Here is a 14,443-nt window from a genome sequence, read left to right on the forward strand (position 1 = left end):
CAACTCCCCAGGAGACAGGAGACAGGAGACAGGAGAAACGTATGACAAGCGGCAAAACAATCGACATCAAATCATTCATCGACTCGCGGCCCATCGCGCCCTACCAGTGGCTACTGGTGGCGCTGTGCTTCCTCGTGGTCGCGGCGGACGGCATGGACGTCGCCATCATGGGCTTCGTCGCGCCTTCGATCATCGCGGACTGGGGCATTTCGCGCCCCGCGTTCGGCCTCGTGATGAGCGCGGCGCCGATCGGTCTCGTGATAGGTGCTCTGGCGGCCGGCCCCGCTTCGGACAAGATCGGGCGCAAGTGGGTGCTGATCACATCGGTGTTCCTGTTCGGCGTCTTCACGATCGCGACGGCCTTCACGCACTCGCCCACTTCGATGGCGATCCTGCGGTTGCTCACCGGCATCGGCCTCGGCGCCGCGATGCCCAACACGACGACGCTGCTCTCCGAGTACGCGCCGCAGCGCAAGCGCTCGCTGATGATCACGATCATGTTCACCGGCTTCAACCTGGGCTCGGCGCTGATCGGCTTCGTCGCCGGCTGGCTGATTCCGGTGCACGGCTGGCGAGCGGTGCTGCTCGTCGGCGGCGCCCTGCCGCTCGCGCTGATCCCGCTGCAAATCTGGCTGCTGCCCGAATCGGCGCGCCTGCTGGCAGTGCGCGGCGCGACTTCGAAGCGCATCGGCGCCGTGCTCGGGCGCGTCTGCGGCGAGCGCTTTGCCGGCGACGAAGTCTTCGTCTCGAACGAGCCGCCGCTGCCCACGCGCAAGCCGATCGGCGTACTGTTCTCACAGGGCTACGGCGTGATGACGGCGGCGCTCTGGGTCACGTATTTCATGGGCCTGCTCGTGATCTACCTGCTGACCGGCTGGCTGCCCACGCTGATGAAGGACGCCGGACTGACGGTCACGGCCGCCGCGAACGTCACGGCGATGTTTCAGATCGGCGGGACGATCGGCGCGATCTGCGTCGGCTGGATGATGGACAAAGTCCGCCCCGCGCCCGTGATCAGCGCCGCGTACCTCGGCGGCGGCCTGTGCGTGCTCGGGCTCGGCTGGATCGGCGCGATGTCGTCGTCGCTGACGTTGCTCGTGTTCGCTGCGGGCTTCTGCATGAGCGGCGCGCAGACTGGCCTGAACGCCTTCGCGCCGGGACGCTATCCGACGGTCGCGCGTGCCACCGGCGTGAGCTGGATGCTGGGCGTGGGCCGCTTCGGCAGCATCTTCGGGTCCGCGATCGGCGGAGCGCTGCTCGGCCTAGGCTGGCAATTCGGCGCGATCCTCGCGATGCTGGCCGTCCCTGCGACGCTCGCTGCCATCGCTATCCTGCTGGCCCAGCGCGTGAAGGCCGGCGACCCGGTCGCGCAGCCGACCGTGGCACATTGAGAAAGCCGGCGCGCGGGCGCTGCGTTTTCCGCGCGCTGGCAAAACGAATATGCATTGAGGAAGAACGATGATCATCGATATTCACGGCCACTACACCACCGCGCCCAAGGCGCTGGAAGCGTGGCGCAACCGTCAGATCGCAGGCATCAAGACCCCATCGGAGAGGCCGAAGGTCTCCGAGCTGCACATCAGCGACGACGAACTGCGCGAGTCGATCGAAGCGAATCAACTGAAGCTGATGCGGGAGCGCGGCCTCGACCTCACGATCTTCAGCCCGCGCGCGAGCTTCATGGCGCATCACGTCGGCGACTTCGAGGTGTCGAGCACGTGGGCGGCGATCTGCAACGAGCTGTGCTTTCGCGTGGCACAGCTCTTTCCCGACCACTTCATCCCCGCCGCGATGCTGCCGCAAAGCCCGGGCGTCGATACCGCAACCTGTATCCCCGAACTCGTGAAGTGCGTCGAGCAGTACGGCAACGTGGCGATCAACCTGAACCCCGATCCGTCGGGCGGCCACTGGACCAGCCCGCCGCTCTCCGACCGCTACTGGTATCCGATCTACGAGAAGATGGTCGAGTACGACATCCCCGCGATGATCCACGTCAGCACGAGCTGCAACGCGTGCTTCCACACGACCGGGGCGCACTATCTCAACGCCGATACGACCGCGTTCATGCAGTGCCTCACCTCCGACCTGTTCCGCGATTTCCCGTCGCTGCGTTTCGTGATCCCGCATGGCGGCGGCGCCGTGCCCTATCACTGGGGACGCTTTCGCGGCCTGGCGCAGGAGATGAAGAAGCCGCTGCTCAAGGACCATCTGCTGAACAACGTCTTCTTCGATACCTGCGTCTATCACCAGCCGGGCATCGACCTGCTGACGCGCGTGATCCCTGTCGACAACATCCTCTTCGCGAGCGAGATGATCGGCGCGGTGCGCGGCATCGATCCGGAGACGGGCAACTATTTCGACGATACGAAGCGCTATATCGACGCCGCGCACATCGATGCCGATGAGCGCTACAAGATCTACGAAGGCAACGCGCGGCGCGTCTATCCGCGCCTCGATGCGGCGCTCAAAACGAAAGGACTGTGATCATGTTTGAACTGGGAGTGGTGTATCGCAACATCCATCGCGCCGACGGTGACGTCGCCACGAAGCTCGGTGCGTTCGGTTCGGCGACGGTTCACGAGGCGATGGGCCGCGTCGGCCTGATGAAGCCCTACATGCGCCCGATCTACGCGGGTGCGCAGACGAGCGGCACGGCGGTCACCGTCCTGCTGCAACCGGGCGACAACTGGATGCTGCACGTCGCGGCCGAGCAGATCCGGCCAGGCGATATCGTGGTCGCGGCGGTCACGACGGAATCCACCGACGGCTTCTTCGGCGACCTCCTCGCGACGAGCTTCCAGGCGCGCGGCGCGCGGGCGCTCGTGATCGACGGCGGCGTGCGCGACGTGCGCGTTTTGGCCGAGATGAACTTCCCGGTGTGGAGCCGCGCGATTTCGTCGAAGGGCACGGTCAAGGCGACGCTCGGCTCGGTGAACGTGCCGGTCGTGTGCGCGGGCGCGCTCGTGACCCCGGGCGATGTCGTCGTCGCCGATGACGACGGCGTGGTCATCGTGCCATCGGCGATGGCGCAGAAGGTGCTCGACAAAGCGGCCGCGCGCGAAGCGTTCGAAGGCGAGAAGCGCGCGAAGCTGGCCTCGGGCGTGCTTGGCCTCGATATGTACGACATGCGCGAGCCGCTGCGACAGGCGGGGCTGCGCTACATCGATTGATCGATAAAGGGTTCGGAAAACATGAGTGAGCACATTACCGGCATCTCGTCGATGGCGACGCGCCAGATGCTGTCCGAACTCGTCGCCGACTACGCGCGGCTGTCGGGGCGGACGGTGGTCGTCGAATCGGTCGGCGGCGTGGCGGCTGCAAGGCGCGTCGCGGACGGCGAGCCGTTCGACATCGTCGTGCTTGCCGCCGATGCTATCGACCGGCTTGTTGGCGACGGCCTCGTCGATCCGCAAAGCTGCGTCGGTCTCGCGCGATCGGGCGTGGCGATCGCGGTCGCGGCGGGTGCGCCGGCGCCGGATATCGCGACCGAAGCGGCCGTGCGCGAGGCGGTGCTGGCCGCGCGCTCGATCGGCTATTCGACGGGGCCGAGCGGCGTTCACCTCAGCCTTTTGTTCGAACGATGGGGCATCGCGGACACCATCGCGCCGCGCATCGTGCAGGCGCCGCCCGGCGTGCCGGTCGGATCGCTCGTCGCGAGCGGGCAGGTCGAACTGGGCTTCCAGCAACTGAGCGAGATGATGCACTTGCCGGGGATCGAAGTGATCGGCGCTCTGCCGCCGGAAATTCAGGTCGTCACCGTGTTTTCGGCCGCCGTGTGCACGGCTTCTCGGCAAAAAGAAGCCGCGAAGGAACTCATCGCTTTTCTGGCATCCGCGCAGGCCGGCTCCGCCAAGCTTCGGCATGGGATGGAGCCGGCCTGACCAAGCCCCCGCGTTACTTCGGATAGAGCAAAGTACGCACTTCCGACGTGTCGTCCTGCAGCGTCCGCGCAAGCTCGGGCATGCCGAAGAAGCTCAGATACTCGGGAATCTGCTGCACCAGCATCTCGAATCCCGCGTGAGCCGAAATGCCGAGTTCCGCGCATGCCTTGAGCAAGGGCGTAGGCTCGCGCGTCATGATGATGTCCTCGACCGCAGCGCCCGCATCGACGCGCTTCGGATCGAAGGGCAGCGGGTCGTCCTGCTTCAGTCCCTGCGACGTGCAGTTGACGATCAGGTTGTAGCCCGCCGGATCGGGGCTCGCCGCGACCCTCGTCACGCCACCCGATGCCGCCGCCAGTCGCGCGCACAGGTCGGCCGCGCGATCCGTGCTCCGGTTGTAGATCGCCAGTTCGCCGACGCCGCGCAACGCCAGCGCCGCCGCGACCGCCTGCCCTCCTCCTCCGGCACCGATCACCAGTACGCGACGGCCTTCCAGCGGAATGCCGAAATGGTCCAGCCCTTTCACGAAGCCGATGCCGTCGAACAGCGCGCCTTCGATCGCGCCGTCGTCAGCGCGGCGCACCGCGTTGACAGCGCCCGCGAGTTGCGCGACGGGGTCGCAGCGGTCCATCAGGGCCATCATCGCGGCCTTGTGCGGGATCGTCACCCACATCCCGTTGACGTTCTCCGCGCTGAACGCGTTGCGCACGAAATCGGCGAGACGCGCGGGCGGGACTTTCACCGGCACGAGGACCGCATCGATGCCGTGCCGCTCGAAGAGGTGGTTGTAGATCTCGGGTGCGCGTACCTGCGCGACGGGGTCGCCTGCGATCATGAAAACGCGTGTCGTACCGGTGATGGGCATGGGGCTTGGGTCCGTGGTGGGCTTTTGAGATCGTAACGCGTCAGAGGCCAACCTCCGTAAAAAACCGAAACATCAAAGCTCCTTGACAGACACTCTTAAGATATATAACTTAAGATATGTTTTACGATATTCATTCTGGAGCGAATCGATGCGACGCCATTTCCTGCACCACTGCGGCGAAGCCTTTGCCGCGCATTTCGGCCGGCATGAGCTGGCTGAACGCTTTTCTCAACTCGCCATCGGCCGCCATCGCGGACACGGCGGCGGCGGACGCTTTTTCGATGGCCCCGGCAACCCCGGCGGCCGCGGTGAATTCGGCGGCGAAGGCGGCATGCCGCGCGCCCGCAAGTTCACCTCCGACGACCTGCAATTGCTGTTGCTCGCCCTGTTGGCCGACCAGCCGCGTCACGGCTACGAGCTCATCAAGGCACTGGCCGACCGCTCGAACGGCTTCTACGCGCCGAGTCCCGGCATGGTCTACCCCGCGCTCACGTATCTCGAAGAGCTCGGCCACACCACCGTCGAACTGGAGGGCAACCGCAAGCGCTACGCCCTCTCCGACGCCGGGCGCGAGTATCTGGCCGCGAACCGCGAACGCGTCGACCTGATGCTCGCCAAGCTGACGCACTTCGCCCGCAAGATGGATTCGGTGCGCCGCGCGTTCGCTGGCGAGGAAGCCGACGACAGCGCCAGCGAAGGCGGCTGGGTCCCCGAGCTGACCACGGCGCGTCGTGCGCTGAAGCGCGCCCTGCTCTTGCGCACCGATGCCCCGCACGACGAGCAGCAACGCATCGCCGCGATCCTCGCGCGCGCGACCGCCGAAATCGAACAGGGCATAGCCCGCGACAAGGAATAAACCGACGATGAACGACAACATTCTGCAGACCAGACCCGACCTCGAAATCACGCGCGTGCGTCACGCGCTCAAGTTCCGCCTGCTCGAAGTGAAGCGCGTGCAGTCACTCACGCCGAACTTCGTGCGGATCACGCTTACCGGCGACGCCTTGGAAGATTTCGAATCCGCCTCGTTCGACGATCATGTGAAGGTGTTTTTGCCCGAGCCGGGCGAGCTCAAGCCCACGGTTCCGGTCGCAGGCCCCGATGGTCCCGTGTTCGATCCCGCTAAGCCGCGCCCCGTCGCGCGCGATTTCACGCCGCGCCGTTTCGATCGCGACGCGCGCGAGCTCGACATCGAATTCGCGCTGCACGAAGCCGGCCCCGCGACCGCGTGGGCGGCACAGGCCGCGCCCGGTCAATATCTCGGCATTGGCGGGCCGCGCGGGTCGTTCGTGATTCCGGCGCATTTCGACTGGCATCTGTTCATCGGCGACGAAACCGCGCTGCCCGCCATCGCGCGGCGTCTGGAGGAACTGCCGGCCGGCACACGCGCAGCGACGCTGATCGAAGTCGCCGACGTGTCGGCGCGCATCGAATTCGATACGCGCGCCGATCTTTACGCGGAGTGGCGTTATCGCGATGACGCGGTGCATCCGGACGGCGGAGCGCTGCTGCTGGCGTTAAGGGAAATCTATCTGCCGGACGGCGAGGGATATATCTGGGCCGCCGGCGAAGCAACGCTCATGCGCGCGGTGCGTCAGTTGCTTTGCGTCGAGCGAGGGATCGACAAGCGGCGGATTCGCGCGTCGGCTTACTGGAAGCGGGGCGCGCAGGCGGTGCATGAGACGCTGGAAGGATGAGGCGCTCGCGATCGATGCGTTAGCGTGAATGACAAGCGAAGCGGACCTGACACGCCGAACAGGAGGTCACGCCCGTCGAGAGAGGCAGCGTGGCGCCGGGCGTCCGCTATACGTGAAGCCCGTGCAGAACGCAGGCGACGAATAGTACGCGCACGACGTTTCCATCGCGTCGATGACCTTGCGCAACAGCCGATGCCGCTCGCGGGGACGGCGCGGCGTTTGCAGCGTCCGGCGGTGTATCGAACGCGGCGGCGGCAGCGGCGCATGCGCCGCGCGGCCGGACGCGATGGCCTGCGAGCGCTGTCGAATGTGTGCGGAATTCTTCATGTTCAAGTTGTCTGGAAGCGCACGTCGGACAAGAGCCTCTGCAGGTCGATCGCCTCGGGCTGCGTGCCCTGGTCGCTGGCGGTCGCCACCGACGCGATGGCGATCCACGAATCGGGCGGATCGAGCTCGCGAATCGTCACGCCATCGACCGATATGCGCAAATTGCCGCTTTCGACTTCATATTCGGCGACGTGCTGCGCATCGCCGAACCATTGCGTCGCGCGGACGAGCAGTTGTCTCCGCATGGGCATCTCCTTATGCAGCGGCCCGATGGCGGCCGGACGTGCCAAAGATCCCCGAGCCATGCGTTGAAGCCGCTGTGTCGCTTTTGGGGCGACACGCACGAACAAAACGTGAGCATTACTCGACCGATGCCTTGGAATAGCTGAAGCTCGGCAGGCTTGAAAGCGGCGGATAAACACGCCACGAGCCGTCCTTGTGCCGGAAGAAGAACATCCCGAGCGGCGTGCCGATGCCCGGGCAAGCAACATACACGTATCGGCTTCGGGTGAACCGGGTGCGGCCAAACCTGGCGATATGCCAGTTACCGGTCCCGCGATCGACTACCCATTTGTGGATCTGTTCCCGCAAAGACTGCTCACCGTTACGCTTCATGTCCTTCCTTGTTGCATCCGATCGGGTCCGCCGAAAACGGCAACGAACGGCATTACATCGACATTGAACCCATAGACTCACATGAATCGTCGATTTTCTCTGTACGGTACCGGGCTGCTCGGGGGTAAACGTGGGCGTCGCGCGTTCGATCTGCGATCGATGTGGGGAAAGCAGGAGGGCGCAAGCTGCGTACTCGTGGCCTCACCGCATGCGAAAAAGCCGCTCTTCTTCGCTTTTGACGACGTGGTAGCACTCGCAGACCTGATCTTCGACCGCACGCCGGTTCACGACCGAGATGAGGCCGCGGTTATACCGGATCGCGCCTATCCGCTGCAACTCCCTGGCAGCTTCGGTCACGCCGGCGCGCCGCACGCCGAGCATGTTCGCGATGAGTTCCTGCGTCATCCGGATGTCGTTGGATTCGAGACGATCGAGACTCAGCAGCAGCCATCGGCAGAACTGCTGTCCGATCGAATGATGACGATTGCACACGGCGGTCTGCGCCATCTGCGTGATGAGCGCCTGGATATAGCGCAGGAAGAGATGCTGGATCGCGCCGCCGCGCGCGAATTCTTCCTTCACCACGTTGCTGGCGAGACGCAGGGCTTCGCCCTCGCTTTGCACGAGCGCGCGATTCGGCACGGTTTCGCCGCCCGTGAACAACGCGACGCCGAGGAGGCCTTCCTTGCCGACCATCGCAATTTCCGCCGATGCACCGTTCTCCATTACATAGAGCATCGAGATGATGGCGGTGGTCGGCAGATAGACGTGGCTCAAGCGGTCGCCAGGTTCGTAGAGCACTTTGCCGAGCGGCAGCGAGACGGTCGAGAGATGCGGCGTGATCCGCTCACGCACCGTTACGGGAAGCCGCGCGAGAAGCAGGTTGGCCGAGGGGGCATCGCTGGGTGCGTCGCTGGGTCCATCGGTCGCGTGCTCGCTGACGATCTCTTTGGTGCTGACGCGGGCCACGAGCGTTCTATGCAACTCGATGGCCTCGTCGCGTCCCTGTTCAGGAAAGAGGCTCGCCATCATCGAACGGACGCTGTCTTGACCAAGGGCGTCAAGGATCTTGACCTTGGTAAGCGTGCCGAGCTTGGTCTTGCCGCAGCGCCAGGCGGAGACCTGTGCCCGAGTCAGGCCCAGATAATGCGCCAGTTGTGCATCGCTTCGAAAGCGGCCCAGCGCTTTCAGTTCGTCGAAGAGTGCGTCCCAGTTCTGTTCCATGATCTAACACCATCGGGCGTCAAATCGATTTGACATCCGAATCGCTCCACAGCAGGATGTAAACACTTGGGTATCTGTCTTTTTGTTGTGTCGCTAATAGCATACGCTATCGCAATTGCGATTGCGGGCTGTGACCATTCGCATCGGCGGCGCTCGTTGCTACACGGAGAACCGCCGCATGAACGCTTTTCGAACCCATATTCAGATTCCCATTGGGCCGCTCGGTAAAGCGACATTGCCCGCGCTTACCGAACCTGTATCCGACGCCGAGTTTCTATTGCGGCAGCGCGACTTCATTCAGCAGGTCTTTGGGCATAGCAGTTATCTGCATGCGCGCGCTCGCGTGATGCCGACTTCCGATGCGTTTCTTGGCGTGCTCGTCAACCTCATCGACGTCCTCGATGCCAATTCGCCCGACGAGGCACGGCATTGCGTTCAGCAACTGGTTCATGTACTCAAGACTGTTTCGCCGCAGTTGCTGGACGGGCCTCTGGATGGGGCTTCTGCCAAGCCTTGAAGTTGCTTTGACCGTTTGATGGGCTTCATCGCGCTTCAAAACTGGAAAGCCAGAAGCCCCGTTCATCCTCTCCTTCTCAACGTCAGCGCGCGCAGATCCTGCGCGCCTTCTCATTGATGCTGGCCCGGCATAGAAGTTAGCGAAATCCAATGGCTACCGCGGCTCTGCGATCGGCCTCATTCTTCATTCACCGCAGCGATGTGCTCTCTCACACAGGCACCTCACGGTTCGCCTCACATGCGAAGCAGCTGATTCGAAATGCAAGCAACCCTCTCACTTTCAAGGATAATCATCATGAGCCGCAAAGTACTGATTACCGGCGCAACGGGCGACACCGGCCGCGCCGCCGTCAAGGAATCCATCGAAGCCGGACTGCAAGTGCGCGCCCTCGTGCGCCGCATCGACGGCCGGTCGGACTCGCTGCAAAAGCTCGGCGCCGAAATCGTCGTGGGTGATCTGCAGAACGTCGACGAGATTCGCGCCGCGATGGAAGGCGTCGATGCCGCATACCTCGTCTATCCCGTCGCGCCCGGCCTCATCACCGCAACCGCCTACTTCGCCCAGGCCGCGCGGGAAGCCGGCGTCGAAACCATCGTCAACCTGTCGCAGCGTTCGGCGAGCCGCACATCGAAGAGTCCGTCGTCGAAGGATCACTATGTTGCTGAGCAGCTGCTCAGCGCGTCGGGACTCAACGTCATCCATCTGCGTCCGACCTATTTCCTCGAATGGCTCTTCTACCCGTGGCAACTGCCGACCTTCCTCGATAAAGGCGTCCTCCGCCTGCCGGTCGGCAAAGGCCGCCATGCCGCGATCGGCGCGGAAGATCAGGGCCGCGTCATTGCCGCGCTGCTGAAAGACCCGAGCGGACATATCGGGCAGACCTATCCGCTCTTCGGGCCGGTCGAAATGGACCACGAGCAGATGGCGTCGGAGTTGAGCGAGGCGCTCGGCCGCGAGATCGTCTTCGAAGACATCTCGATCGATGAATACCGCCAATCGATGGAATCAGTGGGCGTGCCCGCGTACATCGTCGAGCACCTCGTCGCGGCGATGGACGACTACCAGCGCGGCGTGATGTCAGGCATGAACGACAACGTCGAGCGGATTACAGGCAAGAAACCGATGAGCGTCAAGGAGTTCGCGCGCGCCCATGCGGACCGGTTGAATCCGCAAGCCGTCTAACTCATCCAAGGAAAAATCATGAAAGTCATGGCCGTTGGATCGCTGATTCCGCTCACGCAGGAACAGCTCGCGCACTACATGCCCACTGAAGTCCCCGCCACCCTGCAGTTGTACCTCGACGGCAAGATGGAACAGTTCTGGATGCGGGAAAACGGAGTCGGCGTGATCTTTCTGATGAGCGTCGATTCCGTCGACGAAGCAGATCGTCTGCTCAAGGCGCTGCCGCTCGGTGTCGATAAGCTGCTGACCTTCGAGCTCTATCCGATCGTTCCGCTCGCGCCGCTCGGCACGTTGATCGGACATTGACCGCGGTAGCAGGAACGGTGGCCTCGGGCCACCGTTTCGCACGCTTTGAAGCCGTCACCTCATGTCGTACTGGTCCCGCTTCTGATTTGCTTAGCCCAATCCATTGGTTCAAGTTGCGCACTCGACGCACTAGCCTGAAACGCAGCGGGCAATTTCGCTCGCAAGCAGCATTTCAGGTCATAAGCACATGCGATATAAAGGATACGAAGTCGAGCCGTCAGCGCAGCCGTTGCCGAGCGGGTTGTATGCCGCCAACCTGACCATCGTGAACGGGACGTCGCCGCATGGTCGTTCCTATACGTTCGACGACCTCGACTACTTCTTCGACCCCGATCATGCGATTGCCTACGCGTCCAGATGGGCGCGTCTGTGGATCGACGATCGGTCCAGGCGGGCGGCTTGACGGTTTAATCGAAAACCACCACCTGCCGGATCGCCTTGCCTTCGTGCAGCAGGTCGAACCCGCGATTGATTTCGTCGAGCTTGAGGCGTCCCGTCAGCAGCTTGTTCACCGGCAACCGGCCCTGCGCGTACAGATCAACATAGCGCGGGATGTCCCGCGACGGCACGCACGTACCGATATAACTCCCCTTCACCGTGCGCTCTTCCGCGACGAGACTCACCGCGGGCAACGGCCAGAGCGCTGTTGAAGGCGGCAGACCCGCCGTGACGGTCATCCCGCCGCGACGCGTAATGCGATACGCCAGATCCAGCGCGCGGATCGAGCCAGCAAACTCGAACGCGAACTCGACGCCGCCCGCGCTCAGCGCGCGAATCTGCTCGAACGCATCGTCCTGACCCGCGTTGACCGTGTGCGTCGCGCCGAGCGCGCGGGCCTGCTCCAGCTTGTCGTCGGCGAGATCGATCGCGATGATCTGCCGCGCGCCCGCCGCATGCGCGCCGATCAGCGCCGCCAGCCCGACGCCGCCCAGCCCGATCACCGCCACCGATGCGCCTGCGCGCACCTGCGCTGTATTGACGACCGCGCCGACGCCGGTCAGCACGGCACAGCCGAAGAGCGCGGCTTCGTCGAGCGGAACGTCGCGACTGATCTTCACGACCGAACGGCGCGAGACGGTCGCGTACTCGGCGAACACGGAGCAACCGAGGTGATGGTTCAACGCCTCGCCGCCGCCGCGTGTGAGACGCCGTGCGCCGGAGAGCAGCGTCCCGGCACCGTTCGCCGCCGCGCCTGGTTCGCACAACGCCGGCCGCCCTTCGGCACACGGCGCACAGTGTCCGCAGCTCGGCACGAACACGACGACGACGTGATCGCCGACCTGAAGATCGGTGACACCCTCGCCTAGTTGCTCGACGACGCCCGACGCCTCGTGTCCGAGCGCCATCGGCAACGGACGGGGCCGGTCGCCGTTGATGACGGACAAATCTGAATGACAGAGACCGGCCGCCGCGATCTTGATCAACACTTCGTCGCGGCCTGGCGGCGCCAGTTCGAGCTCTTCGATATGCAAGGGGCGTGTATCGGCATAGGGCGTCGCTGCCCCCATTTCGTGCAGAACTGCTGCCTTGATCTTCATGGCACTGTCTCCGTATTGAGTTTTGGGGTTCCTCGACGCCGAGGACATCGGCATGCAGAAAGGATACCCGCTCAGCGATTGCGGGCGTCTGGGCAACGAAGCGCAACTTTGACTGGTAGCGAGGCAGCCGCCGAAAAAGCGACTCGCGCCGAGGTGCTTTTCGCCCACGCTGCTCCGCCTGAAGGCAGTTGGCTCTTATTTTGCTTCACAGTCGTGCTGGAAGCGTGCCCATTGCGCTTTTTTGGGCGAGCGCGATCTCACCAGGAACAACGGTTGCGGCATTAGCATGCCGACAGGCGCGATTGTGAGCCTCCCTCCGCGCACCACTTACCCGTAGAACCGCCGCCTCGCGCAATGTCTGTGAGGCGAAATTTATCGATTATCCAAGTAAGGCGCAGGTCAAATGAAACTCCGTGTTGGCTTCGAATTGACCTACACATGTCCGCACGCGACGCCTGCGGTTCTCATGCTGAACACGCACCCGTCGATGGTGGACAGCGTGATCGTTCCCGACCGCATCGTCTTCGATCCGCCCGTGCCGCTCACGCAGTATTACGATGGGTTCGGCAACTTGTGCACGCGCATCGTGACACCGTCGTACGGATCGTTGTCGGTATCGGCCGAAGGCGTGCTCGAAGTGCCCGACACGCACGAAACCTTCCCGGCCGACGATCGTCAGCACGCCGTCGAAGAGCTTCCCTCCGATTGCCTTCAGTTTCTGCTGGGCAGCCGCTACTGTGAGACGGACCTTCTCTCCGACGTAGCATGGCAAATGTTCGGCGGTCTGCCTTCCGGACGCACGCGCGTGCAGGCGATCTGCGACTACGCGCACTCGCACATCAAGTTCGACTACAAGACGGCGCGCCCCACGCGAACCGCTTACGGGGCGCACCAGGAAGCGATCGGCGTGTGCCGGGATTACGCTCATCTGGCGGTCGCGCTTTGCCGCGCGATGAACATTCCCGCGCGCTATTGCACCGGCTACATCAGCGACGTCAATCTGCCGCCGCCGTATGCATCGCAGGACTTCTGCGCGTGGTTCGAGGCGTATCTCGGCGGCACGTGGCAGACCTTCGATCCGCGCAACAACGCACCGCGCACCGGCCGCATATTGATGGCGCGCGGCCGCGATGCAACCGACGTTCCCATCAGCATGACCTTCGGACCGGCGGCGCTGTCCGGATTCGCCGTGATCTGCGAGCCTGTCTGATGCGGCGTCCGGCATGAAGACGTTTCACTGCACGAGCTGCGGGCATCTGGTTTTCTTCGAGAACGTTCGATGCGAACGCTGCGGCATCGCGCTCGGGTTCATTCCGGAAACGTCGGACATGAGCGCATTCGAGAAGGCGAAGGACGGATCGTGGGAAATGAAACCCGCCGCGAGCGACGTCCGCTACAAGCCTTGTCATAACTACGCCGTCGAGAAGATATGCAACTGGATGGTGCCGGCCAGTTCAGCCGACCCGCTTTGCCATTCGTGCCGTCTGACGGCGGTGATTCCGAACCTCAAGGCGCGTCGGAGGCGCTATTACTGGTTCAGGATGGAGGCGGCGAAGCGGCGGCTGCTCTACACGCTCGCGGCGCTGGGATTGCGCGTCGATACGCGTGAAGAGGACCCGAATGCCGGGCTGCAGTTCGAATTTCTGGAGAATCGTCGCGGCAACAAGGTGCTGACAGGCCACGACAACGGCCTGATCACGATGAATATCGCGGAGGCGAACGACGTCCGTCGCGAGCGCGTGCGTGTCGCGATGGGCGAGCCGTATCGGACGCTGCTCGGGCACTTCAGGCACGAGATCGGACACTATTACTTCGATCGGCTCGTCGCCGGTACGCCGCATCTAAGGACCTTCCGGACGCTGTTCGGCGATGAGCGCGTCAGCTACAGCGAGGCGCTCGAGCGTCACTATCGGATGGGCGCGCCGGCGGATTGGGGCGCCACGCACGTGAGCGCCTACGCGACGATGCATCCGTGGGAAGACTGGGCGGAAACGTGGGCGCACTACCTGCATATCGTCGATACGATCGATACCGCGCAGGCGTGCGGGATCGGCATGACGCCCGCGAATCCCCGCGACCCGAAGTTCGCGGCTCAGGCGCTCGCGGGTCCGCCGAGCTTCGATAGCCTGATGAAGCAGTGGTATCCCCTCACCTACGCGATGAACAGCCTGAATCGAAGTCTCGGGATGCCCGACCCGTATCCGTTCGCTCTCGCTCCCGCTGCGGTGAAGAAGCTGAGGTTCGTGCATCGGGTTATCGAGGCGAAGGTGTCGCGGTAGGGTCGGCTAACC

General features: G+C 63.7%; 18 protein-coding genes. 12 read left to right on the forward strand and 6 right to left on the reverse strand.

Features of this window, described 5'->3' with window-relative positions:
• The first annotated feature begins 41 nt into the window (after positions 1–41).
• From AWB67_RS25770 to AWB67_RS25785, 4 genes are all read left to right on the forward strand, one after another.
• Positions 42–1,391 carry an MFS transporter gene (locus AWB67_RS25770; protein ID WP_087659045.1) on the forward strand — a complete coding sequence of 450 codons (1,350 nt, stop codon included), beginning with the start codon at positions 42–44 and terminating at the stop codon, positions 1,389–1,391.
• A 67-nt stretch (positions 1,392–1,458) separates the two neighbouring features.
• Positions 1,459–2,484 (forward strand): amidohydrolase family protein, encoded by a 1,026-nt coding sequence (locus tag AWB67_RS25775; protein WP_087659046.1) that lies wholly within the window; start codon positions 1,459–1,461, stop codon positions 2,482–2,484.
• A gap of 2 nt (positions 2,485–2,486) precedes the next feature.
• Positions 2,487–3,170, forward strand: coding sequence for a 4-carboxy-4-hydroxy-2-oxoadipate aldolase/oxaloacetate decarboxylase (gene ligK / locus AWB67_RS25780; RefSeq protein WP_087659075.1), 684 nt, complete (start codon positions 2,487–2,489; stop codon positions 3,168–3,170).
• A 21-nt stretch (positions 3,171–3,191) separates the two neighbouring features.
• Positions 3,192–3,881 (forward strand): substrate-binding domain-containing protein, encoded by a 690-nt coding sequence (locus tag AWB67_RS25785; protein WP_087659047.1) that lies wholly within the window; start codon positions 3,192–3,194, stop codon positions 3,879–3,881.
• Positions 3,882–3,894: 13 nt separating this feature from the next.
• Here the strand turns inward: AWB67_RS25785 and AWB67_RS25790 are convergent, their stop codons facing one another.
• On the reverse strand, positions 3,895–4,746 hold the full coding sequence (locus tag AWB67_RS25790) for a shikimate dehydrogenase family protein (RefSeq protein ID WP_087659048.1): 852 nt from the start codon (positions 4,744–4,746) through the stop codon (positions 3,895–3,897).
• Positions 4,747–4,894: 148 nt separating this feature from the next.
• Here AWB67_RS25790 and AWB67_RS25795 point away from each other — a divergent pair, with 148 nt between their 5' ends.
• Both AWB67_RS25795 and AWB67_RS25800 read left to right on the forward strand, forming a co-directional pair.
• Entirely contained in the window at positions 4,895–5,602 is a 708-nt protein-coding gene (locus AWB67_RS25795; RefSeq protein ID WP_087659049.1) for a PadR family transcriptional regulator, read from the forward strand.
• A gap of 7 nt (positions 5,603–5,609) precedes the next feature.
• A complete protein-coding gene (locus AWB67_RS25800) occupies positions 5,610–6,443 on the forward strand; it encodes a siderophore-interacting protein (protein WP_087659050.1) in 834 nt (277 codons plus the stop codon).
• Positions 6,444–6,509: 66 nt separating this feature from the next.
• Here AWB67_RS25800 and AWB67_RS25805 read toward each other — a convergent pair whose 3' ends face one another.
• From AWB67_RS25805 to AWB67_RS25820, 4 genes are all read right to left on the reverse strand, one after another.
• Entirely contained in the window at positions 6,510–6,770 is a 261-nt protein-coding gene (locus tag AWB67_RS25805; RefSeq protein WP_087659051.1) for a hypothetical protein, read from the reverse strand.
• 2 nt (positions 6,771–6,772) lie between these two features.
• Positions 6,773–7,015, reverse strand: a complete 243-nt coding sequence (locus AWB67_RS25810) for a hypothetical protein (RefSeq protein WP_087659052.1) — start codon at positions 7,013–7,015, stop codon at positions 6,773–6,775.
• Between the two features lie 115 nt (positions 7,016–7,130).
• Positions 7,131–7,385 carry a hypothetical protein gene (locus AWB67_RS25815; RefSeq protein ID WP_087659053.1) on the reverse strand — a complete coding sequence of 85 codons (255 nt, stop codon included), beginning with the start codon at positions 7,383–7,385 and terminating at the stop codon, positions 7,131–7,133.
• 201 nt (positions 7,386–7,586) lie between these two features.
• Positions 7,587–8,609 (reverse strand): Crp/Fnr family transcriptional regulator, encoded by a 1,023-nt coding sequence (locus tag AWB67_RS25820; RefSeq protein ID WP_087659054.1) that lies wholly within the window; start codon positions 8,607–8,609, stop codon positions 7,587–7,589.
• 178 nt (positions 8,610–8,787) lie between these two features.
• On the opposite strand from AWB67_RS25820, the gene AWB67_RS39690 reads away from it, so the two are divergent.
• The 4 genes from AWB67_RS39690 to AWB67_RS25840 all read left to right on the forward strand — a co-directional run bounded on the left by AWB67_RS39690 (position 8,788) and on the right by AWB67_RS25840 (position 11,017).
• Entirely contained in the window at positions 8,788–9,126 is a 339-nt protein-coding gene (locus AWB67_RS39690) for a hypothetical protein (protein ID WP_125477668.1), read from the forward strand.
• A gap of 294 nt (positions 9,127–9,420) precedes the next feature.
• The gene (locus AWB67_RS25830) at positions 9,421–10,308 is read left to right on the forward strand and encodes an NmrA family NAD(P)-binding protein (protein WP_087659056.1); all 888 of its coding nucleotides are present in this window, start codon (positions 9,421–9,423) and stop codon (positions 10,306–10,308) included.
• 18 nt (positions 10,309–10,326) lie between these two features.
• On the forward strand, positions 10,327–10,614 hold the full coding sequence (locus AWB67_RS25835) for a hypothetical protein (RefSeq protein ID WP_087659057.1): 288 nt from the start codon (positions 10,327–10,329) through the stop codon (positions 10,612–10,614).
• 187 nt (positions 10,615–10,801) lie between these two features.
• Positions 10,802–11,017 carry a hypothetical protein gene (locus AWB67_RS25840; RefSeq protein WP_087659058.1) on the forward strand — a complete coding sequence of 72 codons (216 nt, stop codon included), beginning with the start codon at positions 10,802–10,804 and terminating at the stop codon, positions 11,015–11,017.
• A gap of 4 nt (positions 11,018–11,021) precedes the next feature.
• Here the strand turns inward: AWB67_RS25840 and AWB67_RS25845 are convergent, their stop codons facing one another.
• Positions 11,022–12,152: a zinc-dependent alcohol dehydrogenase family protein gene (locus tag AWB67_RS25845; protein ID WP_087659059.1), complete on the reverse strand. Its 1,131-nt coding sequence runs from the start codon at positions 12,150–12,152 to the stop codon at positions 11,022–11,024.
• A 403-nt stretch (positions 12,153–12,555) separates the two neighbouring features.
• On the opposite strand from AWB67_RS25845, the gene AWB67_RS25850 reads away from it, so the two are divergent.
• Both AWB67_RS25850 and AWB67_RS25855 read left to right on the forward strand, forming a co-directional pair.
• Positions 12,556–13,362, forward strand: coding sequence for a transglutaminase-like domain-containing protein (locus AWB67_RS25850; RefSeq protein WP_087659060.1), 807 nt, complete (start codon positions 12,556–12,558; stop codon positions 13,360–13,362).
• Positions 13,363–13,375: 13 nt separating this feature from the next.
• Positions 13,376–14,431, forward strand: a complete 1,056-nt coding sequence (locus tag AWB67_RS25855; RefSeq protein WP_087659061.1) for a zinc-binding metallopeptidase family protein — start codon at positions 13,376–13,378, stop codon at positions 14,429–14,431.
• The last annotated feature ends 12 nt before the right edge of the window (positions 14,432–14,443 follow it).

It is taken from the genome of Caballeronia terrestris (assembly GCF_001544515.1).
GTDB classification, from domain to species: Bacteria; Pseudomonadota; Gammaproteobacteria; order Burkholderiales; family Burkholderiaceae; genus Caballeronia; species Caballeronia terrestris.

Excerpts from the sequence above, each read along its gene's own strand:
- AWB67_RS25770 (WP_087659045.1), top strand. The coding sequence starts at position 42 with ATGACAAGCGGCAAAACAATCGACATCAAATCATTCATCGACTCGCGG.
- AWB67_RS25775 (WP_087659046.1), top strand. The coding sequence starts at position 1,459 with ATGATCATCGATATTCACGGCCACTACACCACCGCGCCCAAGGCGCTG.
- ligK (WP_087659075.1), top strand. The coding sequence starts at position 2,487 with ATGTTTGAACTGGGAGTGGTGTATCGCAACATCCATCGCGCCGACGGT.
- AWB67_RS25785 (WP_087659047.1), top strand. The coding sequence starts at position 3,192 with ATGAGTGAGCACATTACCGGCATCTCGTCGATGGCGACGCGCCAGATG.
- AWB67_RS25790 (WP_087659048.1), bottom strand. The coding sequence starts at position 4,746 with ATGCCCATCACCGGTACGACACGCGTTTTCATGATCGCAGGCGACCCC.
- AWB67_RS25795 (WP_087659049.1), top strand. The coding sequence starts at position 4,895 with ATGCGACGCCATTTCCTGCACCACTGCGGCGAAGCCTTTGCCGCGCAT.
- AWB67_RS25800 (WP_087659050.1), top strand. The coding sequence starts at position 5,610 with ATGAACGACAACATTCTGCAGACCAGACCCGACCTCGAAATCACGCGC.
- AWB67_RS25805 (WP_087659051.1), bottom strand. The coding sequence starts at position 6,770 with ATGAAGAATTCCGCACACATTCGACAGCGCTCGCAGGCCATCGCGTCC.
- AWB67_RS25810 (WP_087659052.1), bottom strand. The coding sequence starts at position 7,015 with ATGCGGAGACAACTGCTCGTCCGCGCGACGCAATGGTTCGGCGATGCG.
- AWB67_RS25815 (WP_087659053.1), bottom strand. The coding sequence starts at position 7,385 with ATGAAGCGTAACGGTGAGCAGTCTTTGCGGGAACAGATCCACAAATGG.
- AWB67_RS25820 (WP_087659054.1), bottom strand. The coding sequence starts at position 8,609 with ATGGAACAGAACTGGGACGCACTCTTCGACGAACTGAAAGCGCTGGGC.
- AWB67_RS39690 (WP_125477668.1), top strand. The coding sequence starts at position 8,788 with ATGAACGCTTTTCGAACCCATATTCAGATTCCCATTGGGCCGCTCGGT.
- AWB67_RS25830 (WP_087659056.1), top strand. The coding sequence starts at position 9,421 with ATGAGCCGCAAAGTACTGATTACCGGCGCAACGGGCGACACCGGCCGC.
- AWB67_RS25835 (WP_087659057.1), top strand. The coding sequence starts at position 10,327 with ATGAAAGTCATGGCCGTTGGATCGCTGATTCCGCTCACGCAGGAACAG.
- AWB67_RS25840 (WP_087659058.1), top strand. The coding sequence starts at position 10,802 with ATGCGATATAAAGGATACGAAGTCGAGCCGTCAGCGCAGCCGTTGCCG.
- AWB67_RS25845 (WP_087659059.1), bottom strand. The coding sequence starts at position 12,152 with ATGAAGATCAAGGCAGCAGTTCTGCACGAAATGGGGGCAGCGACGCCC.
- AWB67_RS25850 (WP_087659060.1), top strand. The coding sequence starts at position 12,556 with ATGAAACTCCGTGTTGGCTTCGAATTGACCTACACATGTCCGCACGCG.
- AWB67_RS25855 (WP_087659061.1), top strand. The coding sequence starts at position 13,376 with ATGAAGACGTTTCACTGCACGAGCTGCGGGCATCTGGTTTTCTTCGAG.